The organism is Halomonas binhaiensis (assembly GCF_008329985.2).
Taxonomy (GTDB): Bacteria; Pseudomonadota; Gammaproteobacteria; order Pseudomonadales; family Halomonadaceae; genus Halomonas; species Halomonas binhaiensis.
Genome location: NZ_CP038437.2, coordinates 691469 through 705359, shown reverse-complemented (window position 1 = coordinate 705359; position 13891 = coordinate 691469). Strand labels below are relative to the sequence as shown.

The window sequence follows — 13891 nt, the reverse complement described above, 5'->3', positions numbered from 1 at the left end:
CATAACAAATAAAAATGCCCCGAAGCTCGCTCCGGGGCATTTCTTGTAGCTCATGCGTGAACCATCCGTACATTACAGGCCGATCTGGCCACCATCTTCCTTCTGGATGACCACGGTGGATGCCCGCGGACGCACGCTACCGGAGGTCACTGCGGTGGCATCGCTGCTGGACGGCCAGTTGGCCGGATGCTGAATGTTGACGAACATGGCGGTCTTGTCCGGCGTAAAGTAGATACCGGTAACCTCACAACCATTCGGACCAACGAAGAAACGCTTGAGCAACTCCTGGTTGTCGGCAGATACCACCGCTGCGCTCCCGTCGCTCTTCTCCAGCGCAGCGGGAACCACGGCCAACACCTGATCATTAGTGTGATCAGCGACTCCGGCATAGCCATTGTCAGTCTCGATCCACAGGATGCCCTGGCCCTCGCCTCGCTCGTCATAGCGCAGGCCGTCGGGGCTGGCAAACTGGTTGGCTTCCGTCAGGCCAGACAGGTTGTCAGTGTCGGTGGCAGCCGCACCGAAGACGAACACTTCCCACTGGAAATCGGTGCTGTCACCTTCACGCCAGCGGATGATCTGTCCGCCTTCGTTGTTGGCACGGGGGTTGGCCGCGTTGATCGGAGCAGAAGCAAAACCAGTACCCGGCTCCTGGATGTCATCACCCTGGTTGTAGGTCGGATCAGAACCTTCCTCGGTACGCTCGGAGTTATTGGTCAGGGTCATGTAGACCTCACCAGAAGTCGGGTCCACCGCCCCCCATTCTGGGCGGTCCATCGGAGTGGCCCCTAACAGGTCCGCCGCATCACAAGTATTGACGATGATGCCGGCCAGATCGTCCGCTTCCAGACCAAGTGCTTCCGCCAGAGTTTTGCCATCCTTGGTCTGGGTTTGCGGCGTCAGCGGCAACCATTCACCGCTGCCATCATCATTGAAGCGCGCGACATACAGCGTGCCCTTGTCCAGATACTTGGCGCCGATGGCCAGACGGTCGCCTTCGGCTCCCGGTGTATTGGCATCCGCTGGATCCCAGGCCGCATCAGTGACGAACTTGTAGATGTACTCGTTGCGTGAATCGTGACCGGTGTAGAACACCAGCGGTTCGCCGGCGACCAGCTTGCCAGGCCAGCAACCTTCATGACGGAAGCGTCCCAATGAGGTGCGCTTGACCGCTTGAGCTCCGGTATAAGGATCAATTTCGACGATATAGCCGAAGGTACGCGGCTCGTTGCGATAGTCACCGCTGGCATCATCGGCATTCGGCGTGGCATTGAAACGTGCAAACTCGCCGTCCTGCTCACTGGTATCGCCCGCTGCGGTTTCCCAACCGTAACGACCGCGACCTGTCGCTACACCAAGGCGGTCATCGTCACGCTCACGACCTTCATCCTTGACGAAGTATTCCGGCCAGTTCTCTTCGCAGGTCAGATACGTGCCCCATGGGGTATAGCCATTGGCACAGTTGTTGTTGGTACCGCGTGTCTGGGTGCCATCAGGAGAAAACAGGGTCTTGACGTAATCACTGCCAGCAACCGGGCCAGACAGTGTCATAGTCGTTGCACTGGTGTAACGCTTGTTGAAGGGCGAGCCCTGGACGTGGTTCCAGGTGCCGTCATCTGCTTTCTTCAGTTCGACCAGCGTGATGCCCTGAGCGTTGATCTCGGTACGCACTTCGTCTGCCGGGCGCTTGCCTTCCGCCATATTGGTCGGACCACCCTGCGGAGCCCAGAGTGCGTTCTCGTCGATATATTCATTGTTCAGCGCCAGCACGAAGCGGCTGGACTCTGTGGACGACTCCAGGGCAAAGCCATACATACCATCGTGATGCATGCCGACGCTATTGGCCTGGATCTCGGGTGTCATGGCCAGGTCGTCAGCCCACTCCTGCGCACTGTCATTCAGCGGTGTCGCCCAGGGAATCAACACTTGAGCGGTATAACCTTTGGGAACCACGACGGCATCCGTACGCGAACCAGCAACGGATTCAAACGCCAGAGTCAGCGGCTTCTTGGCCATGCCATTGTTCTTTTCGTTGGCAAAGGCAGACAAGCCGAAACCTCCAAGCATGCTCAAGGCTGCCATGCCAAGACCACCCTTCATCACGGCACGGCGCGACACATGGCGCTCGAGGACGGAGGAAAATGGTTCGTTGGCGCTGGAGTTCAACAGGTTATGATTTTCGATTTCCTTGCTCATTATCCTTACCTCAGAGGCCAGTCATGCAGGGGGATGTCCCACAGGTCCGATCGGCGAGGCTACAGCGGAAAAGTGACAATTGCATGACGCCTATCTGGCATCATTCAGTGCGTTGTCATCGGCATATCGGCATACTGGAGCATCATTTGGACAAGGAGGGAGCGGTGGTGTCGAACAGTGTTATCACCTCAGGGAAGAGAGGATTTGCCATCATGCTGATGCTTGGATTGAGCGGCTGTGCAGCCTTCTCTCCAGCTCCCCCCGCTCACCAGGATAATCTGTGCGAAGTATTCCGCGAACAGCCCGACTGGTACGATGATGCTCGCGATTCTTACGACAAGTGGGGGACACCCATCTGGACTCAGATGGCCTTCATCAAGCGTGAATCTTCCTACCAGAGCCATATCCGGCCGCCACGCACCAAGCTGTGGGGCTTCATTCCCTGGAAACGCCCATCTTCTGCCTATGGCTATCCTCAGGCACAGGATCCTGTATGGAATGAGTACGAAGACGAAGTCGGTGGCGTCTTCGCCAGCCGCTCCGACATGGAGGATGCTACAGACTTCATCGGTTGGTACAACGCCCGCACCCAGCGCATGACCGGGGTTTCGCTGAGCAACCCCGAGCATCTGTATCTGGCCTACCATGAAGGTCAGGGGGGATATCAGCGGGGCAGTTACCGTAACAAGCCGGCGGTTCAGAGAGTGGCTCGGGAAGTCTCCGCCACGGCTTCCCGATACCGCGCTCAATTATCATCGTGTGAGGCCGAATTCCAGTGCGATGGTTTCTTTGAATTCGGCCCCTTCTGCCAGGCCTGACTCAGGCCTGGCTCAGACGCTCCGCAGCCAGGTTCAACAGATGTTCGGTGGTCTCCCAACCGATACAGGCATCAGTGACGGAGACCCCATAACGCAGCTTTCCCGGCTGCAGTGGCTGCTTGCCTTCATGCAGGTGGCTCTCCAGCATCACCCCCACCAATGAAGTGTCACCTGCCACGCGTTGGTTGAGAACATCAAGCAGGACTTCGCTCTGGCGACGGTGGTCCTTGCGCGCATTGGCATGGCTGCAATCCACCATCAAACGTGGCGCCAGGCCTGCACTGGTGATGGCCCGGCGAGCCGCAGCAACGGAGTCGGCATCATAATTGGGTTGACCATGCCCACCGCGCAACACCAGATGGGTATGCGGGTTGCCTTGGGTGATCTTCATCATCGGCCGACCATCGCTGCCAATGGCAAAGTGTTGATGAGGATGGGCGGCAGACTGCATGGCATCCAGGGCGACCTGAACATCACCGCTGGTGGCATTCTTGAAGCCGACGATCGCTTCCAGGCCACTGGCCAGTTCACGATGCAACTGGGATTCTGTAGTACGTGCACCGATGGCCACCCATGCCAGCAGGTCATCAAGGTAGGAAGTGATCATCGGCTGCAGGATTTCCGTCGCCACCGGCAACCCCAGCTCGACAATATCGCGCATCAGCTTGCGCGATACTTCCAGGCCGCGACGCATATCCCCCGAACCATTCAACCCTGGATCGTAGGCCATGCCTTTCCAGCCGACCGTCGTCCGCGGTTTCTCCACATACACTCGCATCACCAGCAACAGGCGGTCACGTACACTGTCGGCGAGAGACTTGAGACGTTGGGCATATTCCATGGCCGCTTGCGGGTCATGAATGGAACAGGGACCGACCACCACCAGCAGGCGGTCATCATGACCAGCGAGAATATCCTGAATTTCCTGGCGTTGGGCCTCGACACGATCACGTAAAGTGGCACTCAAGGGCAGGTCACCCCGCAGTTCGGCAGGTGTGGGCAACGCCATGGATGTAGTTTCCTGGGCCAAAGACGTATCAGACAACGATGGGTGAGACGCAGTGACAGCGTTTGTGACAGGAGCAGCAGTATCAAGTTGAGTGGCAGCGTTCATGTGGGTTCAACTCCGGCATTGATGACATCGTGATAGCTTGTGACCACCCTGGGCGCCACGGTCGGAGGTGGCCTGATGAGCCGACCGCGTGCCACTAAATCGCCAGCCATAGCCGGAGTAATAGTCGTAAAAGACCTGGCTGGCGAGGTGACGGTATGCGGTCATGACACGATCTCCTGATGACGATAATGCGTTATTTTTCCAACAGTCAAAAACAAGAACCCCCGGGCGGGGCTGCCGTCCGGGGGTTCTGATGGAAGGCGGCCCTGGGAAGGGAGCGCCTTGCTGACCTGTTATTTCGTTCGTCCGATCAATCGTTGCGATCGGGACAGGCAGCCGGCACTCCGGTACTAAACCAATACCAGAAATACCCCTGCCAATAGCCGGACACCGCCCTATCATCACGACCAGCGCCAGCACCACCCATGAAGGTGGTAGAAACGCGGTGTTGATGAACGGTATCGGGCATGGAAATCTCCTTGAATGCTTTTATCCTGCCGGGCGCAGCGGAAAATGGCAAGCCTCTATTCTCATGACTTTGCTGCCTATCACGACGTTTCCGCCTATCACGACGTTTCCGTCAGCAGCATGACCTCATCATGGTAAATGATCTTCTCACGCACTTGCCGCACAGGGATCACTGCAAGTGACGCCCACCATCCACCGCCAACGTCGTGCCCGTCACATAACGATTATCAAGCAGATAACGCAGACTCTGGTAGATCACCCCGGGGCCAGGCACCATCTGCATCGCTGACTTGCTCCTGGCCTTGGCGGCATATTCTTCATCATCACCAGGATTGAGCATGATCAAGGCCGGAGCAATGGCGTTGACCTGAATGGCGGGCGCATACAGCGCAGCAAACGACAGGGTCAGGTTGTCCAGACCCGCCTTGGTCGCAGCATAGGCAGCATGCTTTCTTGAGCCCTTCTGCACCACGTAATCGGTCATGTGGATAATATCCCGCTGGGGCTCGGCACAGGCATCGAGCAGCTCCCGGGCATGCAGATTGATCAGGTAAGGTGCCTGCATGTGCACCCGGAACAGACGCTCGAAGGTGGCACCCGCATCCTCACCTCGGCTATCTGGAGCCCAGTCGCTGGCATTGTGGACGATAGCTCGCAGCGATGAAGTCTGAGCCTTTAGCCGGGCGATGAAGTCGAGTATTCCCGCTTCACTGGAAAAATCCGCCTGTAGCGTCACGATACCGCGCTTGCGCATGTCATCAAGCGCTTCTCGCTCGTGGCGATAGCTGATGATGACCTGATGCCCATCATCGACCAGGCGCTCTGCACAATGGCGCCCAAGGCGCTGGGCACCACCAGTGATCAGAATCGGAGAAGCACTCATCGTTACCGTCCCTCGCTCAGGGTTGTTGCCCTGCTTTCATCCATTGCCAGCCAACATGGCCATTGCCAGCCAACTTTTTCCTGAATCTAATTCCGCTTCTGGCCTTCCTGTAAAGCCTCGCCTTCCCGACTGGTCGATATCAGGGGAGTACGCGGTGCATAGGAGAACACATCGGAAAATACTCGGGCTTCATCAAGCCCCAAGGGCGCCAGCACATCCAGACAGGCATATACCATTCCAGGGGAGCCGGACAGATAGACATCCTCTGCGGAAACATCGCTCAAGGCCTCGGCAAGAGCAATATCGACTCGTCCATGGTGGCCAACCACCCTATCCTCTGCAAAGCCTTCTTCGAACCCTGTCTCGCAGACACCATGGAACACCAGGTTATCGGCACCACGAACCCACTCTCGCACCATGGGCTCGGCATAGAGATCTCGACGATCCTTGGCCGCCCACCACAATGAGACCGGGCGCTCAGGCGTCATATGATGCACTTCCTCGATGATGGCCTTCATCTGCGCGAACCCGGTACCCGCGGCAATCAGCAGCAATGGACGCTGGCTTTCGACATCGAGTACGCAATCGCCACTGGGAAGACGCACTTCGAGATGCTCGGCCACTACCAGCATTCGACGCAGCAAGGCCGAATTGGAACGCTCAGGCCAGTGCTGGATATGCAATTCCAAAAGGCCATCTCCAGCATGACGACTGGCGATGGAAAAAGGCACCCAGGTGTCCTCATCGAGACGCATCTCCAGGTATTGCCCTGGAGCATGGGCCATGGCTTCCGCACGCCCTTCCAACAGCACGCGGAATACATCAGGGGTAAGGTCCGAGACCTCAAGGACTTGGCAGGTCAGAGTCCGTGCCGTCATGTCGACCTCTTGTCTGTATCGGGGAGAGGAATACCTAGATCATTCCAGCGCTGGCTGACCCGTGTCTTGACGGATTCATCCATGACAATGGGAGCCCCCCACTCGCGGTCAGTCTCGCCAGGCCATTTATTGGTCGCATCGAGCCCCATCTTGGAACCCAGCCCTGCCACCGGAGAGGCGAAATCCAGGTAATCGATTGGTGTATTTTCCACCAGAACGGTATCGCGAGCCGGATCCATGCGGGTAGTGATCGCCCAGATCACATCCTGCCAATTGCGCGCATCGATATCATCGTCGACGACCACCACAAACTTGGTGTACATGAACTGGCGCAGAAAGCTCCACACTCCCATCATCACGCGCTTGGCATGGCCGGGGTATTGTTTCTTCATGGTCACCACGGCCATGCGGTAGGAGCAGCCTTCCGGAGGAAGGTAGAAATCCTGAATTTCCGGGAATTGGCGACGCAGGATAGGAACGAAGACTTCGTTCAGCGCCAGCCCCAGAATCGCAGGCTCATCAGGAGGACGACCGGTATAGGTAGAGTGATAAATGGCATTTTCACGCATGGTCATGCGTGTGACGGTAAATACCGGAAACGTCTCGACTTCGTTGTAATATCCCGTGTGATCACCATAGGGGCCTTCCGGCGCAGTGTCGTCAGGATAAATAAAGCCTTCGAGAATGATCTCGGCAGAAGCCGGCACCTGCAGGTCAGCATGCCCACACTTGACCAGCTCGGTACGCGAGCCACGTAACAAGCCAGCAAAGGCATACTCGGATAGCGTATCTGGTACCGGTGTCACAGCACCGAGAATGGTCGCCGGGTCAGCACCCAGCGCGACTGCCACGGGAAAAGGCTCTTCGGGATGGAGCTTGCGAAACTCCTGATAATCCAGAGCACCGCCACGATGAGACAGCCAGCGCATGATCAGGCGGTTCTTCGACAATTTCTGCTGACGATAGATACCGAGGTTCTGGCGTGACTTGCTGGGTCCCTTGGTCACCACCAGAGGCCAGGTCACCAGAGGCGCAGCATCACCCGGCCAGCAATGCTGAATCGGCAGGCGATCGAGATCGACCTCATCACCTTCATAGACCAGAGCCTGCACCGGGGCCGAGCGCACTGTCTTGGGGCTCATGCTCATCACTTGCTTGAAGATAGGCAGCTTTTCCCAGGCATCACGCAGGCCTTTTGGGGGTTCCGGCTCCTTGAGGAAGGCCAGCAGTTCACCTACCTCCCGCAGGGCATCCACGGAATCCTGCCCCATTCCCATGGCAACCCGCTGAGGTGTGCCAAACAGGTTGCCAAGCAGCGGCATCTTCGAGCCTTTCACATTCTCGAACAGCAAGGCAGGGCCGCCAGCGCGCAAAGTGCGATCGCAAATCTCGGTGATCTCGAGATAGGGGTCAACTTCAGCTGTCACCCGCTTGAGCTCACCAGCCTCTTCCAGAACAGCGATGAACTCACGCAAGTCACGATACTTCATGCGATTTTCTCGCTTCCAATACTCGAAAGGGGCAGCATATCACGGCCTGAGCCATAAGCCGTAAGCTGTATGCTTCGAGACGAAACAACCCCCTCGAGATTCGGCTCCAGGAGGTTGTTGCTTGAAGCAGCTTGCTTGGCACCACATGCCTGGAGTTACCCGTCTCAAGGCATGCTTGTGCAACGATACGCCAGAAACCAGACACTGAAGGCGCCTACTGTTTCTGGCTGTCTGTCACTCAGCGGCGCTTCATGGCTTCGAAGAACTCAAGATTCGTCTTCGTATCCTTCAGGCGATCGATCAGGAACTCTGTCGCAGCAGTGTCATCCATCGGATTGAGCAGCTTGCGCAGGATCCACATACGCTGCATTTCATCCTCGGAAGCAATCAGGTCCTCGCGACGAGTACCGGAGCGTCTGATATTGATGGCGGGATAGACACGGCGCTCAGCCAGGCGACGATCCAGGTGGGCTTCCATGTTGCCGGTACCCTTGAACTCCTCGAAGATCACCTCGTCCATCTTGGATCCGGTATCGACCAGGGCTGTGGCAATGATGGTCAAGCTGCCGCCTTCTTCGATATTACGGGCGGCACCGAAGAAACGCTTGGGCTTTTCCAGCGCGTGGGCGTCGACACCACCGGTGAGCACTTTGCCGGATGACGGCACCACGGTGTTGTAGGCACGCGCCAGTCGGGTGATGGAATCAAGCAGGATGACAACGTCCTTCTTGTGTTCCACCAGACGCTTGGCCTTCTCGATGACCATCTCGGCCACCTGAACGTGACGGGCCGGAGGCTCATCGAAGGTGGAAGCCACCACTTCACCCCGCACCGTGCGCGACATCTCGGTCACTTCCTCCGGGCGTTCGTCGATCAGCAGGACGATCAACTGACACTCGGGGTTATTACGGGTTATGGAGGTCGCGATGTTCTGCAACATCAGCGTCTTACCGGCCTTGGGCGGCGAGACGATCAGGCCACGCTGGCCTTTTCCGATAGGTGCAGTGAGATCGATGATGCGAGCGGTGAGGTCTTCCGTGGAGCCGTTGCCGATCTCCATGCGCAGACGCTTTTGGGGGAATAGCGGGGTAAGGTTTTCAAACAGGATCTTATGCTTGGCATTTTCCGGTCGATCCAGGTTGATCTGGCTGACCTTGAGCAGAGCGAAATAGCGTTCGCCCTCTTTCGGCGGCCGGATCTTGCCGGAAATGGTATCCCCCTTGCGCAGATTGAAACGGCGAATCTGCGAGGGCGACACATAGATATCGTCTGGCCCGGCGAGGTAGGAGCTATCCGCGCTGCGCAGAAATCCGAAACCATCCTGGAGGATTTCAAGAACACCGTCGCCGAAGATATCTTCGCCGCTCTTGGCGTGTTTCTTGAGAATGGCAAAGATGATGTCTTGCTTGCGGGACCGTGCCAGGTTGTCGATACCCATCTCACGTGCGATATCGAGAAGCTCCGGTACGGGCTTTTGCTTGAGTTCGGTCAGGTTCATCAGAGTTCAGAAATTACTCGTGGAAGCCGGGCGGCATGGCGCCGTCGCGATAAAGGATAGTGAGGGGCGAAAACGACGCCACTTGAGTGCGTTCAGAGCCCGGAGGCCGCTCTCTCAGACGGCTTCAAAGATATAGTCATGGGCCGGAGACTCCCGTCTACATGTAGATTGAGGAGATCCGAGCCAGCGTCTGGATTTGGGAGCAGACTCTACCGCCTATATCAGCATCGCGTGGCCGAAACCTTCAGCGGAGCTGACGTGATGCTCTTTTCATCACAACGTGGGCTGTCTGACGACTTGGGATGGTCTCGCAGCGGAAGCAGCGGGACCGGAAAACACATTCGCAACAGGCGAATGACACGATACTAGACAACAGTGAGGAGGAACGCAAGTCCCTGAGCGCGGGAAGATTGACATCCGCAGGAGGCAGACGCAACCTAACGCCATATCAAGTGAAGGACCCACCATGACCCAGCCCCTGGATACGCTCAGCGCTTTACGTGAGTCCCCTGGCGATTCCGACCTCACCCGTTTCGCTGCCATTGACCTTGGATCCAACAGCTTCCATCTGCTGGTCGCCAATTATCAGGATGACCGCCTGCAGGTCGTTGCACGGCTCGGGGAGAAAGTGCAACTGGCTGCTGGTCTCGACGATGATGGCCTGCTCAGCGAGGAAGCCATGACTCGGGCACTGGACTGTCTGGCCCGCTTCGCTCCTTTCCTTGAGGATATTCCTGCATCGCGCATGCGTGTGGTCGGCACCAACGCCCTGCGCGATGCCGATAACAGCCAGATTTTCATAGAACGTGCCGAGGCTCTGCTCGGTACCCGCATCGAGATCATTGCCGGGCGTGAAGAAGCTCGCCTTATCTACCTTGGTGCGGCTCACGCTCTGGCTGAAACAGGTCGACGCCTGATTGTCGATATCGGCGGCGGCTCGACGGAATTCATCATCGGTGAAAACTTTGAGCCCATGGCACTGGAAAGCCTGCGCATGGGATGTGTTACCTACACCCAGCGTTTCTTCGATAGCGGCGAGATCAGTGAAAAACGCATGCGACAGGCAGAGCTGGCCGCCCTTTCCGAACTGGCCAGTATCCGCCGCCCTTACACACGCCTCGGCTGGCAGGATCCGGTGGGCTCCAGCGGCACCATCAAGGCTGCTGCTGCCGTACTGGCTGCCAGTGAAGATACCACGGAAGGCGTGATCACCCGGGAAGGCCTGGCCAAGCTGCGCAAGCGCCTGATCAAGTGCAAGCTGCTGAGCAAGGTCGCCATGGATGGGCTCAAGCCAGATCGTGCACGGGTATTTCCTGCCGGGATTGCCATCCTCGGTGCCGTCTTCGAAGCGTTCGACCTGGAAGAAATGCGTTTCGCCGATGGCGCACTGCGCGAGGGTGTGCTGTATGACATGGCTGGACGCAACAGTCCCGAAGATTCGCGTCTCAAGAGCCTGGAATCACTGGCACGCAGCTACAATGTCGATACGCGACAGGCAGACAATGTCGCAGCCACTGCCAAGGCACTATGGCAACAAGTTCGCGATGATTGGGAGCTTGATGATGATCAGGCGCGCTTCCTGGACTGGGCATGCTGGATGCATGAGATTGGCCAGGCTATCTCGCACAGCCAGTTTCATCGCCACGGCGCCTATCTGCTGGAACATTCCGACCTCTCCGGTTTCTCACGACCGGAGCAGCGCTTGCTGTCGTTTCTGGTGCGCGCGCACCGACGCAAGTTCCCCATCAAGGAATGGCAAGCTCTGCCAGACTCAGAACAGGTCTCTCACCAACGCCTGGCTCGACTGCTACGCCTGGCGGTGTTGCTCAATCATTCACGCCCCGAACAGCCGCCAGAGATTCCGAAGCTCAGCGCCAATGGTGAAACCCTTCACCTGGCCATTCCTTACAGTGATGACCCAGGCCTGCTGAACACCGATCTGGAGCAGGAAGTGCAGTACATGGAGCAGACAGACTTTGTGCTGGTGCTGGAGCCAGAGAAGATCGAAGCCTGAGCCTTCTTTTGACTCGCAGCAGATCGGCTCTTCAGCCACCTTCCCTTTGACCAGAGAAGGCTACCCAATCCACTGCGACAGCCAGCCAGCGGCCTTCGACAAGATCGAGGGCCGCAACGCTTTCACCGTCACACCATACCACCGCGATTGCGCGGCGCCGCCAGGGAGGCACTTCTTCCTCCTGAAGCAAGCGCTTGAGATCGCGCCTTCCTCTCCCGAGCAGACATAGTCGCTCTCCTCCCTGCCGGGGGCGCACGGTCAAAGCCGCAGGAACGTCATCATGCTGACGCTGCAAGCGCACTTCACACGGCCCCCATGGCGTTTTCAGGGGACGCTGGCCATCCCACTCCACTTCCTGGTCGAAGAGGCGAGAATCTGCTGGCATCAACCATAACGCTCTGCGCCAGCGTCGCGCTTCGCTCCCCGGCCAGCCAACATGAACTTGCGCATCGTCGCGAGCTTTCAACTGCGCCAGCAGACTCTCGAGACGAGCCGCCGGTGGAGACTGCAAGCCGAGCCGGCTCGCACAGTGGCGTACGAGTAAACGCTGACGCGGCAATGACAGGGATGTCAGCATGTCGACAGGCAACCGCTCAGGCATTCCGCCAAGGCGAGTCAGATCCTCTTCAGCAAACTCATTGAGCAACCCATGAGTCTCTCCCGCCAACCCCGCTGTCGAGGCGAGCGCTGCGCTGGCTCCAGGCCAACGCTCACCGAGCAGTGGCATTACCTTGTGCCGGAGGTAGTTACGGTCCTGTTCGAGCTCTGCGTTGGTAGGGTCTTCGACCCAGACCAGGCCGATTTCTTGAGCGGTAGCTTCCAGCTCAACACGGGAGACATCGAGCAATGGGCGCTGGAGAGTGACACCCGCAATATCGCGCTGATATGGCATGGCAGCCAGCCCGGTCACACCGGAACGACGTAATGCTGCGAGCAGGAAAGTCTCGGCCTGATCATCGCGATGCTGAGCCAGCCACAACACATCTCCCTGACTGAGTCGTCGCGCGAATGCTGAGTAGCGGGCCCGACGCGCAGCACCTTCCAGACCCTCGCCACTGCTCAAGTCCACACTCACGGACTCGATGACGAGCGGTACTTCAAGGTGCGAACACAGCCAACGGCAATGCGACTCGAAATCTCCAGCCGCCGCCTGCAGCCCATGATTGACATGCAAGGCATATAACGGGCGCGGGTAACGCCGACAGGCACTGGCCGCCAGGCTCAGCAACAGTGAAGAGTCCAGACCTCCAGATAGCGCGATCCAAACAGCGCGCCCCGGCGGCAAAGCCACCAGGGCGCGTTCAATATGCGAAGAAAGGCTCATGTCCTGCCTCTCTGCGGCTCAGCTGCTCAAGCCGGAGCACCGTAGCTCATCAGGCGCTCATAGCGGCGCTCGAGCAGGGCATCGGTATCCATGGCCTGGAGACGGTCCAGACTTTCGCTGATGGCGTCTCGTACCCGGCGGGCCGCTTCTTCGGGATAGCGATGAGCGCCGCCCAGGGGTTCCTTGATCAGGTTATCGACGAAGCCCAGCTCCTTGAGGCGTGACGCGGTGATACCCATGGCCTGGGCAGCGTCGGACGCACGCTCGGCGCTCTTCCACAGGATGGAAGCACACCCTTCGGGGGAGATGACCGAGTAAGTGGAGTATTCAAGCATCAACAACTCATCGCAGACCCCGATGGCCAAGGCACCACCAGAGCCGCCCTCACCCACGACAGTGGATATGATCGGGGTCTTGAGACGAGACATCACGGCCAGATTGTAGGCAATCGCCTCGCTCTGACCGCGCTCTTCTGCATCGATGCCCGGATAGGCTCCAGGGGTATCAATGAAAGTCAGTACCGGCATCTTGAAACGCTCGGCCATTTCCATCAGGCGGACGGCCTTGCGATAGCCTTCCGGACGCGGCATACCGAAGTTGCGACGCACTTTCTCCTTCACGTCACGTCCCTTCTGGTGACCAATCACCATCACCGGACGCTCATTGAAACGCGCTACACCACCAACAAGGGCGGCATCATCGGCGAATTCGCGGTCACCGTGAAGTTCATCGAAGTCGGTAAATACGTGTGCCAGATAATCCAGCGTATAGGGGCGTTGAGGGTGACGCGATACCTGGGAGACCTGCCAGGCTGACAGATCCTTGAAGATCGACTCGGTAAGCTTGCGACTTTTTTCCTCGAGCCGGGAAATCTCGTCACTGAGATTGACCTGGCTATCGTTGCCGACCAGGCGCAGCTCTTCAATCTTGGCCTGCAATTCGGCGATGGGCTGTTCGAAATCGAGGTAATTGGGATTCATGGGCAACGCCTTGTAGTCATCGAAAGGCAGACATGACGAATCGGATGTCTACCCATGGCAAAAATAAATTGGGGTGCATTATCGCACCCTGACAGGGCCACGCAAGGTAACAGACTCTACACAATAAGGAATCCTGATGCAGATGCAGCAACCATCGAGAGTCATGCCCCCATGGCTTATTCAACACAAGGGGTGCTCAACCCAGGTTTTGCCTGCATGGAGCTCCAT

At 57.8% G+C, this 13891-nt stretch carries 12 protein-coding genes; 2 read left to right on the top strand and 10 right to left on the bottom strand.

All coding sequences use genetic code 11. From position 1 onward, the window contains the following. Positions 1–72: 72 nt before the first annotated feature. Positions 73–2196 carry a PhoX family protein gene (locus E4T21_RS03120; RefSeq protein WP_149283427.1) on the bottom strand — a complete coding sequence of 708 codons (2124 nt, stop codon included), beginning with the start codon at positions 2194–2196 and terminating at the stop codon, positions 73–75. Between the two features lie 212 nt (positions 2197–2408). Between E4T21_RS03120 and E4T21_RS03115 the strand changes: the two genes are divergently transcribed. Then, positions 2409–3014, top strand: coding sequence for a transglycosylase SLT domain-containing protein (locus E4T21_RS03115; RefSeq protein ID WP_149283425.1), 606 nt, complete (start codon positions 2409–2411; stop codon positions 3012–3014). Position 3015: 1 nt separating this feature from the next. Here E4T21_RS03115 and E4T21_RS03110 read toward each other — a convergent pair whose 3' ends face one another. The 7 genes from E4T21_RS03110 to rho form a co-directional block, all read right to left on the bottom strand. Then, positions 3016–4128 carry a 3-deoxy-7-phosphoheptulonate synthase gene (locus E4T21_RS03110; protein ID WP_420827721.1) on the bottom strand — a complete coding sequence of 371 codons (1113 nt, stop codon included), beginning with the start codon at positions 4126–4128 and terminating at the stop codon, positions 3016–3018. Between the two features lie 6 nt (positions 4129–4134). Continuing rightward, the gene (locus tag E4T21_RS03105; RefSeq protein WP_187775099.1) at positions 4135–4293 is read right to left on the bottom strand and encodes a hypothetical protein; all 159 of its coding nucleotides are present in this window, start codon (positions 4291–4293) and stop codon (positions 4135–4137) included. A 145-nt stretch (positions 4294–4438) separates the two neighbouring features. Further along, positions 4439–4597, bottom strand: coding sequence for a hypothetical protein (locus E4T21_RS03100; protein WP_187775098.1), 159 nt, complete (start codon positions 4595–4597; stop codon positions 4439–4441). Positions 4598–4765: 168 nt separating this feature from the next. Further along, positions 4766–5479 carry a dihydromonapterin reductase gene (gene folM, locus E4T21_RS03095; protein ID WP_149283421.1) on the bottom strand — a complete coding sequence of 238 codons (714 nt, stop codon included), beginning with the start codon at positions 5477–5479 and terminating at the stop codon, positions 4766–4768. Between the two features lie 86 nt (positions 5480–5565). Next, a complete protein-coding gene (locus E4T21_RS03090) occupies positions 5566–6357 on the bottom strand; it encodes an FAD-binding oxidoreductase (protein WP_149283419.1) in 792 nt (263 codons plus the stop codon). Beyond that, a complete protein-coding gene (gene ubiD, locus E4T21_RS03085; protein WP_149283417.1) occupies positions 6354–7847 on the bottom strand; it encodes a 4-hydroxy-3-polyprenylbenzoate decarboxylase in 1494 nt (497 codons plus the stop codon). Before ubiD ends, E4T21_RS03090 begins: the two co-directional genes overlap by 4 nt. Before the next feature lie 238 nt (positions 7848–8085). Continuing rightward, positions 8086–9345, bottom strand: a complete 1260-nt coding sequence (rho, locus tag E4T21_RS03080; protein WP_149283415.1) for a transcription termination factor Rho — start codon at positions 9343–9345, stop codon at positions 8086–8088. Between the two features lie 466 nt (positions 9346–9811). On the opposite strand from rho, the gene ppx reads away from it, so the two are divergent. Further along, positions 9812–11359, top strand: a complete 1548-nt coding sequence (gene ppx, locus E4T21_RS03075) for an exopolyphosphatase (RefSeq protein WP_149283413.1) — start codon at positions 9812–9814, stop codon at positions 11357–11359. A 31-nt stretch (positions 11360–11390) separates the two neighbouring features. On the opposite strand, the gene tilS is transcribed toward ppx, so the two are convergent. Together tilS and E4T21_RS03065 are read right to left on the bottom strand one after the other, a co-directional pair. Beyond that, a complete protein-coding gene (gene tilS, locus E4T21_RS03070) occupies positions 11391–12683 on the bottom strand; it encodes a tRNA lysidine(34) synthetase TilS (protein WP_149283411.1) in 1293 nt (430 codons plus the stop codon). A gap of 26 nt (positions 12684–12709) precedes the next feature. Continuing rightward, a complete protein-coding gene (locus tag E4T21_RS03065) occupies positions 12710–13663 on the bottom strand; it encodes an acetyl-CoA carboxylase carboxyltransferase subunit alpha (protein WP_149283409.1) in 954 nt (317 codons plus the stop codon). Positions 13664–13891: the final 228 nt, after the last annotated feature.

What these genes read in the sequence shown, in the direction of transcription:
- E4T21_RS03065 (WP_149283409.1), bottom strand. Translation starts at nt 13,663, where the DNA reads ATGAATCCCAATTACCTCGATTTCGAACAGCCCATCGCCGAATTGCAG.
- E4T21_RS03100 (WP_187775098.1), bottom strand. Translation starts at nt 4,597, where the DNA reads ATGCCCGATACCGTTCATCAACACCGCGTTTCTACCACCTTCATGGGT.
- E4T21_RS03120 (WP_149283427.1), bottom strand. Translation starts at nt 2,196, where the DNA reads ATGAGCAAGGAAATCGAAAATCATAACCTGTTGAACTCCAGCGCCAAC.
- E4T21_RS03105 (WP_187775099.1), bottom strand. Translation starts at nt 4,293, where the DNA reads ATGACCGCATACCGTCACCTCGCCAGCCAGGTCTTTTACGACTATTAC.
- ubiD (WP_149283417.1), bottom strand. Translation starts at nt 7,847, where the DNA reads ATGAAGTATCGTGACTTGCGTGAGTTCATCGCTGTTCTGGAAGAGGCT.
- E4T21_RS03090 (WP_149283419.1), bottom strand. Translation starts at nt 6,357, where the DNA reads ATGACGGCACGGACTCTGACCTGCCAAGTCCTTGAGGTCTCGGACCTT.
- E4T21_RS03115 (WP_149283425.1), top strand. Translation starts at nt 2,409, where the DNA reads ATGCTGATGCTTGGATTGAGCGGCTGTGCAGCCTTCTCTCCAGCTCCC.
- E4T21_RS03110 (WP_420827721.1), bottom strand. Translation starts at nt 4,128, where the DNA reads ATGAACGCTGCCACTCAACTTGATACTGCTGCTCCTGTCACAAACGCT.
- rho (WP_149283415.1), bottom strand. Translation starts at nt 9,345, where the DNA reads ATGAACCTGACCGAACTCAAGCAAAAGCCCGTACCGGAGCTTCTCGAT.
- folM (WP_149283421.1), bottom strand. Translation starts at nt 5,479, where the DNA reads ATGAGTGCTTCTCCGATTCTGATCACTGGTGGTGCCCAGCGCCTTGGG.
- tilS (WP_149283411.1), bottom strand. Translation starts at nt 12,683, where the DNA reads ATGAGCCTTTCTTCGCATATTGAACGCGCCCTGGTGGCTTTGCCGCCG.
- ppx (WP_149283413.1), top strand. Translation starts at nt 9,812, where the DNA reads ATGACCCAGCCCCTGGATACGCTCAGCGCTTTACGTGAGTCCCCTGGC.